Origin of the sequence: Desulfarculus baarsii DSM 2075 (genome assembly GCF_000143965.1) — a bacterium.
In the GTDB taxonomy this organism is placed as follows: Bacteria; Desulfobacterota; Desulfarculia; order Desulfarculales; family Desulfarculaceae; genus Desulfarculus; species Desulfarculus baarsii.
Window position 1 is genome coordinate 588,410 of the sequence record NC_014365.1, and the last position, 16,239, is coordinate 604,648.

At 67.5% G+C, this 16,239-nt stretch carries 20 protein-coding genes; 12 read left to right on the forward strand and 8 right to left on the reverse strand.

Annotated elements, in window-relative coordinates; genetic code table 11:
• Nucleotides 1-23: 23 nt before the first annotated feature.
• A complete protein-coding gene (locus DEBA_RS02550; protein ID WP_013257337.1) occupies nt 24-485 on the forward strand; it encodes a chemotaxis protein CheX in 462 nt (153 codons plus the stop codon).
• A 13-nt stretch (nt 486-498) separates the two neighbouring features.
• Here DEBA_RS02550 and DEBA_RS02555 read toward each other — a convergent pair whose 3' ends face one another.
• Nucleotides 499-783 carry a YggT family protein gene (locus tag DEBA_RS02555; RefSeq protein ID WP_013257338.1) on the reverse strand — a complete coding sequence of 95 codons (285 nt, stop codon included), beginning with the start codon at nt 781-783 and terminating at the stop codon, nt 499-501.
• A gap of 110 nt (nt 784-893) precedes the next feature.
• Between DEBA_RS02555 and DEBA_RS02560 the strand changes: the two genes are divergently transcribed.
• From DEBA_RS02560 to DEBA_RS02585, 6 genes are all read left to right on the forward strand, one after another.
• A complete protein-coding gene (locus DEBA_RS02560) occupies nt 894-1,682 on the forward strand; it encodes a PilZ domain-containing protein (RefSeq protein WP_013257339.1) in 789 nt (262 codons plus the stop codon).
• Between the two features lie 160 nt (nt 1,683-1,842).
• Complete coding sequence (locus DEBA_RS02565; protein ID WP_013257340.1) at nt 1,843-2,262, forward strand: tetratricopeptide repeat protein; 420 nt, start codon at nt 1,843-1,845, stop codon at nt 2,260-2,262.
• A 76-nt stretch (nt 2,263-2,338) separates the two neighbouring features.
• Nucleotides 2,339-2,959: a rhodanese-like domain-containing protein gene (locus DEBA_RS16725; RefSeq protein ID WP_013257341.1), complete on the forward strand. Its 621-nt coding sequence runs from the start codon at nt 2,339-2,341 to the stop codon at nt 2,957-2,959.
• A gap of 92 nt (nt 2,960-3,051) precedes the next feature.
• Nucleotides 3,052-4,398, forward strand: a complete 1,347-nt coding sequence (locus DEBA_RS02575) for a glycerate kinase type-2 family protein (RefSeq protein ID WP_013257342.1) — start codon at nt 3,052-3,054, stop codon at nt 4,396-4,398.
• A 6-nt stretch (nt 4,399-4,404) separates the two neighbouring features.
• Nucleotides 4,405-5,406, forward strand: a complete 1,002-nt coding sequence (locus DEBA_RS02580; RefSeq protein WP_013257343.1) for an ABC transporter ATP-binding protein — start codon at nt 4,405-4,407, stop codon at nt 5,404-5,406.
• Nucleotides 5,403-6,371 carry an ABC transporter ATP-binding protein gene (locus DEBA_RS02585; RefSeq protein ID WP_013257344.1) on the forward strand — a complete coding sequence of 323 codons (969 nt, stop codon included), beginning with the start codon at nt 5,403-5,405 and terminating at the stop codon, nt 6,369-6,371. The genes DEBA_RS02580 and DEBA_RS02585 overlap by 4 nt, the downstream gene beginning before the upstream one ends.
• Here DEBA_RS02585 and DEBA_RS02590 read toward each other — a convergent pair.
• From DEBA_RS02590 to DEBA_RS16730, 5 genes are all read right to left on the reverse strand, one after another.
• Entirely contained in the window at nt 6,368-7,297 is a 930-nt protein-coding gene (locus tag DEBA_RS02590; protein WP_013257345.1) for a metal ABC transporter solute-binding protein, Zn/Mn family, read from the reverse strand. The two genes, DEBA_RS02585 and DEBA_RS02590, sit on opposite strands and share 4 nt — an antisense overlap.
• 149 nt (nt 7,298-7,446) lie before the next feature.
• A complete protein-coding gene (locus tag DEBA_RS02595) occupies nt 7,447-7,695 on the reverse strand; it encodes a hypothetical protein (protein ID WP_013257346.1) in 249 nt (82 codons plus the stop codon).
• Between the two features lie 206 nt (nt 7,696-7,901).
• A complete protein-coding gene (locus DEBA_RS18290) occupies nt 7,902-9,164 on the reverse strand; it encodes a methyl-accepting chemotaxis protein (protein ID WP_013257347.1) in 1,263 nt (420 codons plus the stop codon).
• A 168-nt stretch (nt 9,165-9,332) separates the two neighbouring features.
• Nucleotides 9,333-9,842: a hypothetical protein gene (locus DEBA_RS02605; protein WP_013257348.1), complete on the reverse strand. Its 510-nt coding sequence runs from the start codon at nt 9,840-9,842 to the stop codon at nt 9,333-9,335.
• 28 nt (nt 9,843-9,870) lie between these two features.
• Nucleotides 9,871-11,046 (reverse strand): sugar phosphate isomerase/epimerase family protein, encoded by a 1,176-nt coding sequence (locus tag DEBA_RS16730; RefSeq protein ID WP_013257349.1) that lies wholly within the window; start codon nt 11,044-11,046, stop codon nt 9,871-9,873.
• A 122-nt stretch (nt 11,047-11,168) separates the two neighbouring features.
• On the opposite strand from DEBA_RS16730, the gene DEBA_RS02615 reads away from it, so the two are divergent.
• Both DEBA_RS02615 and DEBA_RS18295 read left to right on the forward strand, forming a co-directional pair.
• Nucleotides 11,169-11,672, forward strand: a complete 504-nt coding sequence (locus DEBA_RS02615; protein ID WP_013257350.1) for a hypothetical protein — start codon at nt 11,169-11,171, stop codon at nt 11,670-11,672.
• A gap of 4 nt (nt 11,673-11,676) precedes the next feature.
• Nucleotides 11,677-11,853 carry a hypothetical protein gene (locus DEBA_RS18295; RefSeq protein ID WP_013257351.1) on the forward strand — a complete coding sequence of 59 codons (177 nt, stop codon included), beginning with the start codon at nt 11,677-11,679 and terminating at the stop codon, nt 11,851-11,853.
• A gap of 143 nt (nt 11,854-11,996) precedes the next feature.
• Here DEBA_RS18295 and DEBA_RS02620 read toward each other — a convergent pair whose 3' ends face one another.
• Entirely contained in the window at nt 11,997-12,413 is a 417-nt protein-coding gene (locus DEBA_RS02620; protein WP_013257352.1) for a DUF2147 domain-containing protein, read from the reverse strand.
• A 171-nt stretch (nt 12,414-12,584) separates the two neighbouring features.
• A complete protein-coding gene (locus DEBA_RS02625) occupies nt 12,585-13,007 on the reverse strand; it encodes an FKBP-type peptidyl-prolyl cis-trans isomerase (RefSeq protein ID WP_013257353.1) in 423 nt (140 codons plus the stop codon).
• 207 nt (nt 13,008-13,214) lie between these two features.
• Between DEBA_RS02625 and DEBA_RS02630 the strand changes: the two genes are divergently transcribed.
• From DEBA_RS02630 to DEBA_RS02640, 3 genes are read left to right on the forward strand one after another with little or no spacing between them, the layout of a single operon-like run.
• On the forward strand, nt 13,215-14,198 hold the full coding sequence (locus DEBA_RS02630; RefSeq protein ID WP_013257354.1) for an HlyD family secretion protein: 984 nt from the start codon (nt 13,215-13,217) through the stop codon (nt 14,196-14,198).
• On the forward strand, nt 14,185-15,105 hold the full coding sequence (locus tag DEBA_RS02635) for an ABC transporter ATP-binding protein (protein ID WP_013257355.1): 921 nt from the start codon (nt 14,185-14,187) through the stop codon (nt 15,103-15,105). The genes DEBA_RS02630 and DEBA_RS02635 overlap by 14 nt, the downstream gene beginning before the upstream one ends.
• Nucleotides 15,102-16,235, forward strand: coding sequence for an ABC transporter permease (locus DEBA_RS02640; protein ID WP_013257356.1), 1,134 nt, complete (start codon nt 15,102-15,104; stop codon nt 16,233-16,235). The genes DEBA_RS02635 and DEBA_RS02640 overlap by 4 nt, the downstream gene beginning before the upstream one ends.
• Nucleotides 16,236-16,239 lie beyond the last annotated feature (4 nt).

The window sequence follows — 16,239 nt, forward strand, 5'->3', positions numbered from 1 at the left end:
AAACCTTACCATGGATACGCCACATGAACGTCGAACTGATAAACCCATTTTTGTCCGCCACCGTCAACGTCATCAAAACCATGGCCTTCACGGAAGTCAAGCCTGGCAAGCCGTTTCTGAAAAAAGACCACCACGCCACCGGTGACGTTTCGGCGGTCATTGGCATCACCGGCGAAAGTGAGGGCTCGCTTTCGGTTTCGTTCACCGAAGAGTGCATCATCAACATCGTCAGCAACATGTTCGGTGAAAAGATCACCGCCATCAACCGCGAGGTGGAAGACGCCGTGGGCGAGATCACCAATATGATCTCCGGCGACGCCCGGCGCGAGCTTTCGGAAAAAGGCGTGATGCTCAAGGCCGCCATCCCTTCGGTGATCACGGGCAAGCAACACACCATCAAGCATATGACCAATAGCCCCGTGATCGCCATACCGTTCAGCACCGCCAGCGGCGACTTCACGGTGGAGGTCTGTTTCACCAACTAGCGATGCGGCGACCTCAGCGGGCCAGCAACTCCAGGAGGCTGCCCAGCAGCACCCGCTGCACCAGCAGGATGGCGAAGATCACGATCATGGGCGCGATGTCCAACCCACCGAAATTGGTGGGCAAAAGACGCCTGATCCTGGCGTAGACCGGCTCGGTGGCCCGCGATAGAAAGCGCACGATCGGGTTGTAGGGATCGGGGCTGACCCAACTGACCAGCGCGGCGATGATGACGATCCACATGTACACATGTAGGACATAATTGACGAACTGGAGCAAATTTATTAGAAAGACTTCCATGCTTCGAGTCCTGGTCGATTCGTTAGGTTAACGAGGGGCGCGTTGGCCCTATAGTGGAGCTTGCTCGGAGCCCTGTCAAGACCGGGCAGGGCGGGACCGGTTGTCGCGCAATGATTTTTACGCGCAAAAAAGCGCCGGCCAAGCCGCCGGCGGCCAAGCCCAAGCCCCGGCCCGAGCCCACCCAAGAAGAGCTTCTGGCCGAGGCGCTCAGGCCCGGCCGCCAGGTCTGCCTGGCCGTGGCGGCCGATCTGGTCAGTGACCGGATCGACGTGCGCCCCAGCATGGTCCACGACATCGTCAAGGGCGGGCTGCTGATCCTGGCCCAGACCAACCCGCCCCTGGCCAAGCGCGCCGAGGGCCAGACGGTGGAGATAACCTTCCTGATCCCCCACCCCGACCGCGGGGCCGAGTATCTGCGCCTGGGCTACAAAACCAAGATCCTGCGCGTCATTGACGGCTGGAAGGTCGACGAGCGCCTGACCGACAACATCATCGTCGCGCCCAAGCCCCACAGGCTCGAGCGCACCACCCTGCGCCTGCACTACCGCGTCGAGCCGACCTCCGAGGCGCCGCTGCGCCTGCTTCTGGCCCCCGACGGCCCCGAGTTGGTGCTGCTCGACATCTCGGTGGGCGGGGCGCGTTTCAATCACCACCGCAACCTGGCCCTGGAGCATGACCAGGTCATCGAACTGCTGATGGAGGCCGAAAACCTGTCGCTGGGCCTGCGGGCCCGGGTGGTGCGCACCTCGCGCGATGGCGCGACATCCCCCCGCGCGCCCACGACCACGGCCGTGCAGTTTGTCGAAACCACGCCCGAGGCCAAGACCTGTCTGGGCCGGCTGGTCAACGAAATCGCTCGCCGCCAGCGGGCCAGGGACGCCGGCCTGCTGGACGAATGATCGGTCAACCCCGCGCGGAACTGGGTTTTTTAGACCGTTGAGTTTGATTTTGGCCCTTGCTATACTAAAGCGCGAATGTGATTTCCGATCATGCGGCCGCCGGCGCGAGGCTGAACCCCGGCGCTCTTGGCGGCGGTCGGCCAACAAATCGAGGTAGCCTATGAAAAACAAACGCATGGCGTTGGCCATGGCGCTGGCTCTCGTCCTCGGGCTGACCCTGGCGGCCACGGCCCAACAGGGCTCCACGCCGGCCGGCGATCCCCAGGCCGCCGCCGAAAGCCTGCGCTTCGGCCAGGAATCCTTCCAGCGCGGCCTCTATGGCCAGGCCAAGGCCTACTTCAAGCAGGCCCTTCAGGCCGATCCCTCCTCCGAGACGGCCTGGTCCTTCTACGACCTCTGCGTGATCTACGACGTGGCCGAGCAGGTCAAAAAGGCTGGCCGGGTCGTCAGCACCGACGCGGCCTCGCCGGCCCCGGCCGCCGCCGCCGCCGCGCCACCGGCTCCAGCTCCGGCTCCGGCCATGCCGGCCCCGCCCAAGGCTGGCGGCGGCATGGTCATCGGCCACGACGAAGGCTGCTGATGCAAGGTTTCGCCTGGCCCGCGCGTGGCCGGGCGTTGGTGAACAATCACACTACCGTGAATGGAAAGGTGGAAAAATGAAAAAATTCGTCAGCATCATGATGGCCGTCATGTTCATGGCCAGCGTGGCCACGGTGGCCATGGCCGCCGACAATCCCCTGGTCGACAAAGAGAAGGCTTTCTGGAAAGAATTCACCTCGGTCATCCCCAAGGACAAGATCGTCAACGTTGACGCTCTCTACGCCGAGTGGCAGAAGGTTCTCGCCGGCCAGAGCGACGCCATCCTGCTCGACGTGCGCACCCATCCCGAGTTCGACGCCTTCCACATCGAGGGCACCAGCCACATCCACGCCGGCCACATGTACACCATTCCCAAGGCCGTGCCCGATCCCAACGCCAAGATCTTCGTGTTCTGCCGCACCGCCCACCGGGCCGCCTACGTCGCGGCGTTCCTCTACAAGTACGGCTACACCAACGTCTACTACGTCGGTCCGATCAAGGACGGCGACAAGAAGGTCAACGAGGGCGGCGTGGTCGGTTGGGCTCAGAAGGGCTATCCCTTTGTCAACGCCTTCGCCGGTCAGATCGTCATCCAGCAGTACATGCAGCCCACCTGGACCGAGCGCAACTGCGGCAAGTACATCCGCGAGTTCAGCGGCCAGCGCGGCGAAAACTGCAGCAAGAAGACCCTGCAGTAAGCTTTGTCCGCCGGTCTGACGACCAGCGCCGGGGGAGCGTGGCCGCTTGACGGGGCCGCGCTCCCCCGCTTCATTTTTTGCCGGAGGAGATCGTGAGCCAGGCCCGACGCTCGCGCCAGGACGCGTGCAAAATCATCCAGGCCGCCTTGGAGGCCGCCGACCCGGCCCGCGCCGTGAGCCGGGCCCTGCGCCTGGCGGGCGACGAACTCTGGGTGGGCCCGCGCCGCTTCGACCTGCGGGCCTTTCGGCGCATTGTCTGCGTGGGCGCGGGCAAGGCCGGCCAGCCCATGGCCCAGGCCCTGGAGGCCGTGCTGGGCCCGCGCCTGGCCGAGGGCGTGGTGGTGGTCAAGGACGGCCACGGCGGGCCGACCGCCCTCACGCGCATCCTCGAGGCCAGCCACCCCGTGCCCGACCAGCGCGGCGTGACCGCGGCCCAGGCCGTGGCCGAGCTGCTGGCCCGCAACGCCGCCGCCGACACGCTGGTCTTTTGCCTGCTCAGCGGCGGCGGCAGCGCCCTGTTGCCAGCCCCGGCCCCCGGCCTGAGCCTGGCCGACAAGCAGGAGATCACCCGGCTGCTGCTGGCCTCGGGGGCCGACATCGGCCAGATCAACGCCATCCGCAAGCACCTCAGCGCCCTCAAGGGCGGCAACCTGGCCCGCCTGGCCGGCGCGGCCACCGTGGTGAGCCTGATCATCAGCGACGTCGTCGGCGACCGTCTGGACGTCATCGCCAGCGGACCCACCGTGGCCGATGAATCCACCTGGGCCCACTGCCGCCAGGCGTTGCTGGCGCGCGGCGTGTGGGAACAAGCCCCGGCCGCCGTGCGCCAACGCATCGAAGATGGCCTGGCCGGCCGCATCGCCGATACGCCCAAGGCCGACGACCCGGCCCTGCGGCGGGCGTTCAACCTGATCGTGGCCAGCAACCGCCAGGCCATCGAGGCCGCCGCCCACACCGCCGCCAGCCTGGGCTACACGGCCTTGATCCTCTCGACCACCATCGAGGGCGAGACCAAGGACATCGCCCGCATGCACGCGGCCATCGCCCGCGAGGCCCTGGAGCACGGCCGGCCCGTGGCCGCGCCCTTTTGCCTGCTCAGCGGCGGCGAGACCACCGTCAGCCTGGGCCGGGCCACGGGCCTGGGCGGCCGCAACCAGGAGTTCGCCCTGGCCGCCGCGCCGGACCTGGCCGGGCTGGAGGGCGTGCTGGCCTTTTCGTTGGGCACCGACGGCACCGACGGCCCCACCGACGCCGCCGGGGCCTGGGCCGACGGCCAGACCATGGCCCGGGCCGAGGCGTTGGGCCTGGATCAGGCCAAGTTTTTGGCCAACCACGACGCCTATCATTTTTTTCAGGAGCTGGATGATTTGATCATCACCGGGCCCACCCGCACCAACGTCATGGACGTGCGCGCGGTGTTGGGCCTGGCGCGGAGCTGAGCCGCCATGAGCGAACCGTTGTTGGCCATCAAGGGCCTGTCCATCGCTTTTCCTATTCAGGGCCGCTGGCCGCGCGCGGTCGACGAACTGGATCTGGAAGTCCGTCCGGGCCAGATCGTGGGCTTGGTGGGCGAAAGCGGCTGCGGCAAATCCATGACCGCCCTGGGCGTGATGGGCCTTGTCCCGCCGCCGGGGCGCATCGAGGCCGGCCAGGTGATTTTCGAGGGCCGCGCGATGGTCGGCGCGCCCGAGGAGCGCCTGCGCGCCTTTCGCGGGGCCCAGGCGGCGATGGTCTTCCAAGAGCCCATGACCAGCCTCAACCCGGTGTTCACCGTGGGCCGCCAGATCGCCGAGGGCGTGCGGGCCCACCGGCCCGTGAGCAAGGCCCAGGCCTGGGAGCTGGCCGTGTCGGCCCTGGCCCAGGTGGGCATCGCCGATCCGGCCCGGCGGGCCAAGAGCTATCCCCACCAGCTAAGCGGCGGCATGCGCCAGCGGGTGATGATCGCCATGGCCCTGGCCATGTCGCCGCGTCTGCTGCTGGCCGACGAGCCGACCACGGCCCTGGACGTGACGATCCAGGCCCAGATTCTGCGCCTGATGGATCAGTTGCGCCAACAAACCGGCGCGGCGGTGCTGTTGATCACCCACGATCTGGCCGTGGTGGCCCAGACCGCCGATCAGGTGGCGGTGATGTACATGGGTCGCCTGGTCGAGCAAGCGCCGGTGGCCGAGTTTTTCGCCAACCCCCTGCACCCCTACGCCAACGGTCTGCTCGCGTGCCGGCCCTCGCTGAGCGCGCCGCGCGGCCAAAGGCTGCCGACCATCGGCGGCGCGGCCCCGGCGCTGGACCGGCTGCCGGCGGGCTGTGTTTTCAGCAACCGCTGCCCCCGGCGTTTCGGGCCCTGCCAAGAGGCCGAGCCAGAGCTGTGGCAGGTGGCGCCGGATCACTGGGTGCGTTGTTATCTGCATCACGACCGGGCCAGGGCCCGGCGGCGGGAGGCGGCATGAGCGCCGAGACGTTGCTGAGCCTGCGTGGCCTGAGCCGCAGCTTCCGGGTGGCCACGGGCTTTTTGGGCGCGGGCAAGCGCTCGCTTCTGGCGGTCGACGACGTTTGCCTGGATGTGGCCCAGGGCGAGGTGCTGGGCCTGGTGGGCGAAAGCGGCTGCGGCAAATCAACCCTGGGCCGTCTGGCCGTGGGCCTGCTGCGGCCCAGCGCCGGCGCGGCGCTGTTCGAGGGCCACGATCTGGCCAGCCTCAAGGGCGAGGGGCTGCGGCGCATGCGGCGGCGCTTGCAGATCATCTTCCAAGACCCGGTGACTTCGCTAAACCCCCGGCTGACAGTGGGTTCGGCCCTGGCCGAGCCGTTTATCATCCACGGGGTCTGCACGCGTCGCCAGGCCGCCGCCAAGGTGTCGTCATTGCTGGAGGAAGTGGGCCTGGGCCCCGAGCACGCCAGCCGCTATCCCCACCAGTTCAGCGGCGGACAGCGCCAGCGCATCGGCATCGCCCGGGCCCTGGCCCTGCGGCCCAGCCTGGTGCTGGCCGACGAGCCGGTCAGCGCCCTGGATGTCTCCATCCAGGCCCAGGTGCTCAATCTGCTGATGGATCTGCGCCAGAAACTGGGCCTGACCTATGTTTTCGTGGCCCACGACCTGGCCGTGGTGCGCCACATGGCCGACCGGGTGGCGGTGATGTACCTGGGCGGCGTGGTCGATGTCTTCGCGGCCCAAGACTTTGCCGACCCGGCCATGCACCCCTACACCGCCGCGCTCTTGGCCTCGGCCCCCCAGGCCGACCCGGCCCGCCGGCCGGCCGCGCCGCCGGTCTTGGGCGAGACGCCCAGCCCCCTGGACCCGCCGACCGGCTGCCGTTTTCACCCCCGCTGCCCCGAGGCCGCCGCCATCTGCCGGCAAAAGCGGCCGGCTCTGCGGCCCGTCACGCCGCGCCGGCTCTGCGCCTGCCACTTTCGCTAACGGCCCTGGCCGGCCCCTTGCGGCTGGAGGGCCTGGGCGATCTGGGCGGCCATGGCGCGCAGGTTGGCCTCGTAATCGTGGGCCAGGGGGTCCAGGGGCAGCACCGCGCCGTCGATGGCCTCGGCCAGGGCCTTGGCGCTGGCGTCGGAAAACTGCGGCTGGACAAAGATCACCCGCACGCGCTGACGCTTGGCCAGGTCGATCAACTGGGCCAGGCGCTTGGGTCCGGGCGATTTGCCCTCGAACTCGATGGCCACCTGGCGCAGGCCGTGATCATCGAGCAGATAGCCAAAGGCCGGATGAAAGACAAACACCTGCCGGCCGCGTAGCGGGGCCAGGGCCCGCGCGATGGCTTGATCCAAATCGGCCAGGCGCTTTTGCAGGGCGGCCAGGTTGGCCTGATAGACGTCCCGGCCGGCCGGATCGGCGGCGCTGAAGGCCTGGGCCATGGCGGCGGCCATTTGGCTGGCCAGGCGCGGGCTCATCCAGACGTGCAGATCGGGTTCGGCGTCGTGGTCGTGATGATGATGCGTGGCGTCGTGGTCGTGGTCGTGATGATGGGCCTCGGCCGGGCCGAAATGGCGCGTGGGCAGGCCCTGGCGCAGGTCGATCACCCGCAGGCCGGGGTTGTTGGCCGCGACCTTGGGCGCGAGGACTCGCTCGAAGGGCAGGTCGATGATGAACAGCAGCTTGGCCTGACTCAGGCGGACCATCTGCCGGGCGGTGGGCTCGAAGGTGTGCGGCGATTGGCCGGGGCCGACCAGCGTCTCGACCTGAAGGCGATCGCCGCCGACCTGTTCGGCCAGATAGGCCAGCGGGGCCACGCCCACGGCTACGACGAGCTTGTCGGCGGCCGGGGCCGGCGCGGCGCGCAGGGCGGCCAGGATGGCGACCAGGGCCAGCAGGGCGATCTTTGTTTTTGGCATGTCGTTTCCCCCGAAATAAAAGTTAGGCATGGCCAAGAATATAGCACCCCGCGGCCGGCCGGGCAAAAGAAACCCCGCGGCCGGATAGCGCCGACCGCGGGGAGCCCGGCTGGGCTTTTCGGGGGGAGAGAAAGGAGAAAGCTCGGCCTTCAGGCGGCCGCGTCCTTTCCGGCCATGGCCGCGCCGATCTCGCACCCGCGGCAGTGGGCGAGATTGAACTTGAAGGCCACGATGTCTTGGCTGTCGCCGGAAATGCTTTGGTAGCGGGATTGGTTGGCGAGATCGTAACGCTTGGCGCAACTGGCCGCGCTGATGCGCAGCTTGCCAGGCTGGTTGGGGCAGTCGATCAACTGCTGGCAATGGGATTGCAACCAGGCGTCGCTATTGGGCTTAAGCATGTCCACGGCCTCCGGCGCTGTTGAGGTTCCTTTGGCGTTTATTGCTGGTTTTGCAGCCTACACCAAAGTCGCTTTTTGGCCATGACGGGGCTATGAACAATCGGTGACAAACAAGTCACGCGTGGCGAGGGCGGCGGGGATTATTCGGCCGGGTTGGCCAACGGCGGCGCGCGCCCTCGGGCCGGTCCGAGGGCGCGCGCGGCTGGCTAGAACTCCTTGAAATCCACCTCGTCGTCAAAGGGGATGACGTCCTCGGGCTTGGGCGGGCGCTTGTTTTCGATCTGGCGCGGGGCCTGGCTGCCCAGGCGGCGATGTTCGGGCTGAACCGCCTTGGGCTGGGGCGCGGGCGCGGCTTTGGGCGGGGCGGGCATGGGCCGGGCCGCCGGCTGGGGAGCGGTCCGCGCGGTGGGCGCCTCGTCGGCCCTGCCGCCCAGGCGCTCGATGATCTCTTCGGCCAGATCGGCGATGTCGGCGCAGAGGCCGTGCATCTGGCCGGCGGCGGCGGCGGCCTCCTGGGCGTTGGCGGCGTTCTGCTGGGTGGCCTTGTCCATCTGGGCCACGGCCGTGTTGACCTGGTCGATGCCCTGGGCCTGCTCGCGGCTGGCCGAGGCGATCTCGGAGATCAACTCGGCCACCTTGCCCGAATTGCCGGCGACCTCCTCGAAGACCTTGCCGGCCGACGAGACGAGCTTGACGCCGTCGTCGATCTTGTGCACGGTGCCCTCGATGAGCGTGGCCGTGCTCTTGGCCGCCTCGGCGGCGCGCATGGCCAGGTTGCGCACCTCGTCGGCCACCACGGCAAATCCCGCCCCGGCCTCGCCGGCCCGGGCGGCCTCCACGGCGGCGTTCAAGGCCAGCAGGTTGGTCTGGAATGCTATTTCATCGATGGTTTTGATGATTTTGGACGTCTCGACGCTGGCGGCGCTGATGTCTTGCATGGAGGTGTTGAGGTTGACCATGGCCTGGCTGGCCCGGCCCACGGTCTGTTTGGTCTCGTTCATGAGGGTGTCGGCCTGGGCGGCGTGATCGGCGTTCTGGCGGATCATCGAGGCCATCTGCTCCAACGAGGCGGCCGACTGCTCCAGCGAAGCGGCCTGGCTCGACGAGCCGTCGGCCAGGTCGTCGGCCGCCCGCGCGACCACCCCGGCGGCGGCGGTGAGTTGCCCGCCGCCAACGCGCATCTTTTGCGAGGCGCTCATCATCGGCACGACGATGGAGCGGTGGGCCCACCAGAAGCACAAGAACATCACCAGGCCGCCGAAGCATAGTATGCCAAACGAAAACAGCCAGTTATCGATGCCTATCTGCCCCCACAGGTACGAGTTGGCGTAGGTGAGCACCAGGCCGGGGCTCAGGCGGACCATCATCTTGTAGGCCAGCGTGCGGCCCAGCACGAAGTGCGCCCCCACCATCACCACCACGGTGATGACGACCAGGAAACCAAAAGCCATCAGGTATTCGGTGACCAAACGACCCCTCCCATGTTGATGAACCGCCCGCCGTGACCGGCGGCTCGGTCAAAAGATACGCGGCAAGCCAACTGCACGATGCCACAGACTAAACCTGATTCAGGCCCGCTGTCAAATACGCATATAAATATATTCGTTGTGGCGATTTTTCGACGGCCAAGGCCGGGCTCAGCGGGCCAGCAGGGCGATGGTGGCCGAATTGACCGTGACCTTTTTGAGCACCAGGCGATAGACCCGACCGCTGGCCCGGATCAGCGTTTCCGCGCCGACCGCCAACTCGGCCCGGCCTTTTTCGCCGCCGGCGTTTTGCAGGCCGATGCGCGCCATGGCCGGCTCCAGCGTGACATCCTCCAGCGTGGCCACCAGGGCCCCGCCCAGCAGGATCACCGCCTGGCCGCGGCGCAGCAGGCGGCTTTTGACCTCCTGGGCCGGGCCAGCTTCCGTGACGGCCAGCGATTGCGCCAGCAGGCGCTCCAGTTCGGTCAGGCGGTTTTGCAACTGGGTGTTGATGGCCGCCTGGCGGGCGGCTTGACGGTTGTAGTGGTCGGCGTCGGCCAGGGCCAGGTTCAGGCGCTCCTGGGCGGCCTCCCCGCCCAGCCAATAGCCCAGGCCGATCAGGACGGCCGCCGCGACCAGGGCCAGGGCCCAGGCCTGGGCTTTTCGGGCGTCGATGATCATCGGCGTCCTCCTTTTTGGGCCGCGCGGCCTAGGCCTCGGGCCGGCCCCACAGCCGTTCCAGGCCGCGCAGCGAGGCCCAGAAATGGGCTTCGGTGTGGGGCTCCAGGGTCAAGATCGGCTTCGTGCTCAGGCCGCGCAAGCCCTCGGCGATGAAGGCCCAGTCGATGCGGCCGCTACCCGGCGGATAGTGGGAATCGTCGCTGCCGTCGTTGTCGTGCAGGTGCATCTCCCACAGATGGCTTTCCATGGCCCGCCACCACGCGGGCAGGCTGGTGCGCGAAAAGCTGTTGGCGTGGCCCACGTCCAGGCAAAAGCCCACCTCCACGCCGGAGCTTTCGCTCAGGGCGCGGCGGCAGGCCAGCAGGGGCGCGGGGTCTGGCTCCATGGTGTTTTCCAACACCAGGCGGCAGCCGCCGGCGGCCAGGGCCTGGGCGATGGGCGTCATGGCCGTGGCGTGGCGCGCGGCAAAGGCGGCCACGTCGCGGTGCATCATCGGCCAAAAGCCCAGGTGCCCCACCGCCTGGATCGCCCCCAACTCCAGGGCCGTCGTCACGGCCATTTCCAGGCGTCGCGCCGCCGCCGCCGCCATCAGCGGGTCGGCCGCCGCCGGATAGAGATCCATGAACGGCAGATGGGCCGTAATGCGCCGACCGGCGATGATGGCCTTGGCCCGGGCCATCTCGGCGGGGCCGCAGCTATCCAGGGCGCTGGCGTCCAGGCCGATCTCCAGGTTGACCGGGGCCGAACGGGCCAGGGCTTCGTAGCGGCCCAGCAGATCGCCCAGGGGCATGTTGACCTGCACGTGGGCCAGCCAGCTCAGGCGCGGTCCCCGGCCCAGGGCCGCCATGGCGGCCTCGGCGGCCTGATCGGCCGGCGCGGGCAGGGTTTGATCGCAGCCGGTCGCCGGTCCCCAGGCCAGGCAAGGGCAGGGCGCAAGCTCCAGGCCGGCCGGAATCGCCGCGCCCAGGCAGATCACCGCCGCCGGCCGCAGCTCGTCGGGGCAGGCCTCCAGGGCCGGGCCCAGGTCCAGCCGCCGGCCCAGGCGCAGGTCGACGCCGTCGGACCCCTCCGGCCCCAGGATCAACGTGCGGGCGTGGCCCTCCAGGGCTTGGCGCAGGGCGCGGGCGGCGGTCAGTTCGGGGCCGGGGCCGGGCCGGCTCAGGCACAGCCAGATGATCGCCAAGTGGTCGTTGTTGGCCGGCATGAAAGCCTCCCATGGTTGAATTAATCTACTATCGCCCTCGGCCAAAGGCCAGCCCCAAGCGCCCCGCCCTGGACCGGCCGGGCCATAAATGGTAAATATGCCCCTAAAGACGGAGCGAAACAATGCCGCGCATCGAAATCGAAGTCAGCGACAAGACCATGGCCCAGTGGCGCGAGTTCGCGGCCACCATGCAGGCCGACGAGCTTCGCCAATCCGGGTTGTTGGGCGAATGGCTGGTCCAGGGTTTTTTAACCAACGTTCACCTATACTTGGCCGAAGGAGGCCCCCAGCCGCCCGAAAGCCGCAAAAGCCGCAACGATCGCCAGGACGCCGAGGCCCGGCGCAAACTGCCCAAGGACAAAAAACGCGTCCTGCCCATGTTCAACGAAAACGACCGCTTGACCGTGGCCGAGATCGCCCGCGTCCTGGGTCTGAGCGAGGAAAACGGCCGGGCCCTGGTCGACGGCTGGATCGCCGAGGGCTTTCTGACCAACGCCGGCCCCCGCGACGGCCAGACCGCCTACACCCTGGCCGAGGACTGGCAGGTGCGCAATCTGGCCGCCAACCGGCCCTCGCTCAACGCGCCGCGCTCGGTCTACAAGCCGGTGGCCCTCAACCGGGAGTAGCCCCATGGTCTACAGCCAAGTCGCCTATTGCCCCTGCGGCCAGGAGGTCTGGCTGGAATACATCCGCGCCCAGGGCGAAGGCGGCTGGCGCTGCCGCTTTTTCGACGAGCAAAATCAGGAAATCAGCGCCTGCCCGGCCTGCGGGCGGCCCCTGAACGAAGACGAGTTGGATTCGCGTTAGCGCCCGCGCCCGGCAATGTTCGCGCGCATGCGTCGTCGTGGCGATCGAGCGATGGCCGATGCGCCCGTGCCGCATCGGCCATCGCTCGATCAATATTTTGGCCTTTTGACCAGGAATCCGGCGGACGGGGTCAGGCTCGCCCGCTACTTCATCTTTTTCCAGGTGATCAGCACGACCTTGGCCTCGGGCCCGTCTTCGAGGTAGACGCCGCGAATATCGGTGGGCGACTCGATGGCGGCCCGCGTCAAGCCCTTGTCGTGATCGACGACATAGATGGTTTTGTCATCCCAATCAATAACGCCGGAGATGTTTTCGGAGACGATCTTGCCGCCCGCATGATGCAGCTTGCGGCCGCTGAACGCGCGCCCTTGCTGGCTGTCGATGAACACTTCGACTTTTTCGAGGCGTTTGACGAAGTTGCCCCGGGCCGAATGGATTTGCGTGACGTCCATCTGGGCTTGCCAGACGCCCACCAGGTTGGGGATGTCGTCTTCGGCCTGGGCCGCCCCCGCCAGTACGAACAATCCAATCATCAGCGCCAGTCCGAGGTATTTTTTCATGAGTCCTCCCGAAACGATTTGTGGCGTTTGCTCGCGGGGTTGTCACCGCGATCGGCAATTATAGCGACAAACCGCCGGGCAACTCAAGGGCGGCCGCCGCGTCCAACGAAACACCCCCGCCAGGCCTGCGGCCTAACGGGGGTGTTGACGTTATCGCGCGCTCGAAGGTGTTCAGGCTCCGATGGCCAGCAGCTCGATGTCAAAGACCAGCACCTTGCCGGCCAGGGGATGGTTGGCGTCGACGGTGGCGAAATCGGCGTCGACCTCGGTGACCCAGAACGAGACCATCTGGTCTTGGATCTGGGCCTGAAGCTGCATGCCCACCTGGACGTTGGGCGGCATGCGCGCCAACTCCACGCGCTGGGTCAGCTCGGGGTTGTGCGGGCCGTAGCCGTCCTCGGGGGCGATGGTCACGGTCTTGCTCTGGCCCACGCTCATGCCGATGACGGCGTTGCTGACGCCGGGGATCAGCTCGGGCCCGCCGGCGGTGAAGGCCAGGGGCTCGCGGCCTTGCGAGCTATCGAAGATCTCGCCGCTTTCGTATTTTCCGGTGTAGTTGATCTGAACTTTGTCGCCGGCCATGACGGTGCTCATGCCATTGCTCCTTGGCTCTCGGTTGGCAAATGGCTCCCGGCCATGGCCGCTGGCGCGGCGCGAAATCGGCGGAAGCGTCGGTTTGGCCAAACCTTAACACAGCGCCTGGCAAATGCAAAGCAAGCCCGGCCTTGACCGTGGACTTGGCGCGGCGATAGGCTTAAGCTGATAACTGGGCGATCGACAACCCAACCCGGAGCGCTGGCGGTGATCTACAGACTTTCGGCCCTTTGCCTCCTGCTCGGCGCGCTGCTGTTGGCGGCCGGTTGCGCCGACGAGCCCGACGGGGTTTTGCCGGGCTACGTCGAGGGGCGTTTCACCTACGTGTCCGCGCCGGCCGGCGGCAAGCTGCTGGCCCTGGAGGCCCGGCGCGGGGCCAAGGTCGAAAAAGGCCAGCCCCTGTTCCGGCTGGAGGCCGAACCCGAAGCCTCGGCCGTGCAAGAGGCCCGCTGGCGGGTGGACCAGGCCGCCGAAACCCTGGCCAACCTGCAAAAAGGCGCGCGGCCCAGCGAGATCGCCGCCGTCGAGGCCCGCCTGCGCAAGGCCCGCGCCGCCTTGCAGCTCAGCCGCCTGCAATACGAACGCCGCCGGGCGCTCTACAGCCAAAAGGCCATCGCCAAAAGCGAATACGACAGCCACCGCGCCGCCTACCTGGCCGACTCCGCCGCGGTCAAGGACGTCGAGGCCCAACTGGCCACCGCCCGCCTGGGCGCCCGCGACGACGAGATCCGCGCCGCCGAGGCCGAACTGCGGGCCAGGCAAGAGGCCCTGGGCAAGGCCCTGTGGCTGCTGGATCAAAAATTCCAGAGCGCGCCGGTCGAGGCCCTGGTCTTCGACACCCTCTACACCGTGGGTGAATACGCCCCGGCCGGCTCGCCGGTGGTGGCGCTGTTGGCCCCGGGCGAGGTGCGCGCGCGCTTTTTCGCGCCCGAGGCCCTGGTCGGGGCGCTGCGCCTGGGCCAGCGGGTGGAGCTGGCCTGCGACGGCTGCCCGGCCGGCCTGTGGGCGACGATAAGCTACATCAGCCCCCAGGCCGAATACACCCCGCCGGTGATCTACAGCGCCAATATGCGCCACAAGCTCTCGTTCATGATCGAGGCCACGCCGCCGCCCGAACGGGCCCAGGGCCTGCATCCCGGCCAGCCCCTGGACGTGACCTTGCCGGTCGGGCAGAGCCATGCCGCAAAGTGAGCTGGTCATCGACGTGCGCGGGGTGACCAAGCGCTTCGGCGGCAAGACCGTGGTCGACGGCCTGGACATGCAGGTGCGCCGCGGCGAGATTTACGGCTTTTTGGGGCCCAACGGCAGCGGCAAGACGACCTTTCTGCGCATGCTCTGCGGCCTGCTGCGGCCCGACGCCGGCCAAGGCGTCTGCCTGGGCCACGACATCATCGGCCAAAGCCAGTTGATCAAGCCCCAAGTGGGCTACATGGCCCAGCGCTTCAGCCTCTACGAAGACCTGACCGTCGACGAAAACCTCAACTTCATCGCCGCCCTCTACGGCCTGGCCGAGCGTCGCCAGGCCGTGGGCCAGGTGCGGGCGCGCATGGGCCTGGAGCCCTTTCGCCGCCACCTGGCCGGGGCGCTCTCGGGCGGTTGGAAACAGCGCCTGGCCCTGGCCTGTTGCCTGGTGCACCGGCCCAAGCTGCTGCTTTTGGACGAACCCACCGCCGGCGTGGACCCCAAGGCCCGTCGCGATTTCTGGGATCAGGTGCATCTGCTCACCGCCGAGGGCGTCACCGCCCTGATCACCACCCACTACATGGACGAGGCCGAGCGCTGTCATCGCTTGGCCTACATCGCCTACGGCCAGCTCCTGGCCAAGGGCGCGGCCGAGGAGGTCGTGGCCGCCGAGGGCCTGAACACCTGGTCGGCCAGCGGCGGCGACCCGCACGCCCTGCGCCGCGCCCTGGAAGGCGCGCCGGGCGTGGATCAGGTCGCGCCCTTTGGCAACACCATTCACGTCAGTGGCCGCGACCCCGTGGCCCTGAGCCGGGCCATCGAGCCGCTGCTGGGCGATTATCAGTGGCGGCAGGTGGAGACAAGCCTGGAGGAAGTGTTCATCAGCCTGATGCAGCGGGCGGGCAAAAAGCCATGAGCAGGTTTTCGCCGCGCAGGTTGGGGGCGATTATCGCCAAGGAATTCGTGCAGATGCGTCGTGATCGCCTGACGTTTGCCATGATGGTGATGATCCCGATCATGCAACTGGTGCTCTTTGGCTACGCCATCAACTCCGACCCCAAGCATCTGCCCACGGCGGTGATCGTCGCCGACCACGGCCCCTTTGGCCGCACGCTCCTGGCCGCCCTCCAGCAAAGCGATTATTTCGATTTCGTGGCCCAATACGACAGCCAGGAGCAAGGCCGCCAAGCCCTGGCCCTGGGCCAGGTGCAGTTCGTGGTCAACATCCCGGTGGATTTTTCGCGCAAGCTCATGCGCGGGCAACGGCCGCGCCTGCTGCTGGAGGCCGACGCCACCGACCCCTCGGCGGTGGGCAACGCCCTGGGCGTGCTGGGCACGCTGGCCGCCAGCGCCCTGGACCGCGACCTCAAGGGCCCCCTGGCCAGGCTGCGGCAGAACGCCGGCCCGGTGGAGGTGGCGGTGCACCGGCTCTACAACCCCGAGGCCGAGACCCAATACAACATCGTGCCCGGCCTGATGGGCGTGGTGTTGTCGATGACGCTGGTGATCATCACCGGACTGGCCATGACCCGCGAACGCGAGCGCGGCACCATGGAAAACCTCCTGACCACGCCGGTGCGGCCGCTGGAGGTGATCCTGGGCAAGATCATCCCCTATATTTTGGTGGGCTACGTGCAGATGATTCTGATCATGGTGGCGGCCAAGCTCTTGTTCGACGTGCCGTTCCTGGGCAGCATCAGTTTTCTGCTGTGCGCCTCGCTGATCTTCATCGCCGCCAACCTGGCCGTGGGCATCACCTTTTCGACCGTGGCCCAGAATCAGCTTCAGGCCGTGGAGATGGCCTTTTTCTTCTTTTTGCCCTCGGTGCTCTTGTCGGGGTTCATGTTCCCCTTTCGGGGCATGCCCCAGTGGGCCCAATACGTCGGCGAGATTTTGCCCCTGACTCACTATCTGCGCCTGGTGCGCGGCCTGCTGCTCAAGGGCAACAGCCCGATGCAGGCCATGGAGCACATCTGGCCCCTGGCCCTGTTCGTGACGGTGATGGTCTTTGTCAGCGTCAAGCGCTATCGCCAGACCCTGGACTGAAACG

What these genes read in the sequence shown, in the direction of transcription:
- DEBA_RS02550 (WP_013257337.1), top strand. Translation starts at nt 24, where the DNA reads ATGAACGTCGAACTGATAAACCCATTTTTGTCCGCCACCGTCAACGTC.
- DEBA_RS02555 (WP_013257338.1), bottom strand. Translation starts at nt 783, where the DNA reads ATGGAAGTCTTTCTAATAAATTTGCTCCAGTTCGTCAATTATGTCCTA.
- DEBA_RS02560 (WP_013257339.1), top strand. Translation starts at nt 894, where the DNA reads ATGATTTTTACGCGCAAAAAAGCGCCGGCCAAGCCGCCGGCGGCCAAG.
- DEBA_RS02565 (WP_013257340.1), top strand. Translation starts at nt 1,843, where the DNA reads ATGAAAAACAAACGCATGGCGTTGGCCATGGCGCTGGCTCTCGTCCTC.
- DEBA_RS16725 (WP_013257341.1), top strand. Translation starts at nt 2,339, where the DNA reads ATGAAAAAATTCGTCAGCATCATGATGGCCGTCATGTTCATGGCCAGC.
- DEBA_RS02580 (WP_013257343.1), top strand. Translation starts at nt 4,405, where the DNA reads ATGAGCGAACCGTTGTTGGCCATCAAGGGCCTGTCCATCGCTTTTCCT.
- DEBA_RS02585 (WP_013257344.1), top strand. Translation starts at nt 5,403, where the DNA reads ATGAGCGCCGAGACGTTGCTGAGCCTGCGTGGCCTGAGCCGCAGCTTC.
- DEBA_RS02590 (WP_013257345.1), bottom strand. Translation starts at nt 7,297, where the DNA reads ATGCCAAAAACAAAGATCGCCCTGCTGGCCCTGGTCGCCATCCTGGCC.
- DEBA_RS02595 (WP_013257346.1), bottom strand. Translation starts at nt 7,695, where the DNA reads ATGCTTAAGCCCAATAGCGACGCCTGGTTGCAATCCCATTGCCAGCAG.
- DEBA_RS02605 (WP_013257348.1), bottom strand. Translation starts at nt 9,842, where the DNA reads ATGATCATCGACGCCCGAAAAGCCCAGGCCTGGGCCCTGGCCCTGGTC.
- DEBA_RS16730 (WP_013257349.1), bottom strand. Translation starts at nt 11,046, where the DNA reads ATGCCGGCCAACAACGACCACTTGGCGATCATCTGGCTGTGCCTGAGC.
- DEBA_RS02615 (WP_013257350.1), top strand. Translation starts at nt 11,169, where the DNA reads ATGCCGCGCATCGAAATCGAAGTCAGCGACAAGACCATGGCCCAGTGG.
- DEBA_RS18295 (WP_013257351.1), top strand. Translation starts at nt 11,677, where the DNA reads ATGGTCTACAGCCAAGTCGCCTATTGCCCCTGCGGCCAGGAGGTCTGG.
- DEBA_RS02620 (WP_013257352.1), bottom strand. Translation starts at nt 12,413, where the DNA reads ATGAAAAAATACCTCGGACTGGCGCTGATGATTGGATTGTTCGTACTG.
- DEBA_RS02625 (WP_013257353.1), bottom strand. Translation starts at nt 13,007, where the DNA reads ATGAGCACCGTCATGGCCGGCGACAAAGTTCAGATCAACTACACCGGA.
- DEBA_RS02635 (WP_013257355.1), top strand. Translation starts at nt 14,185, where the DNA reads ATGCCGCAAAGTGAGCTGGTCATCGACGTGCGCGGGGTGACCAAGCGC.
- DEBA_RS02640 (WP_013257356.1), top strand. Translation starts at nt 15,102, where the DNA reads ATGAGCAGGTTTTCGCCGCGCAGGTTGGGGGCGATTATCGCCAAGGAA.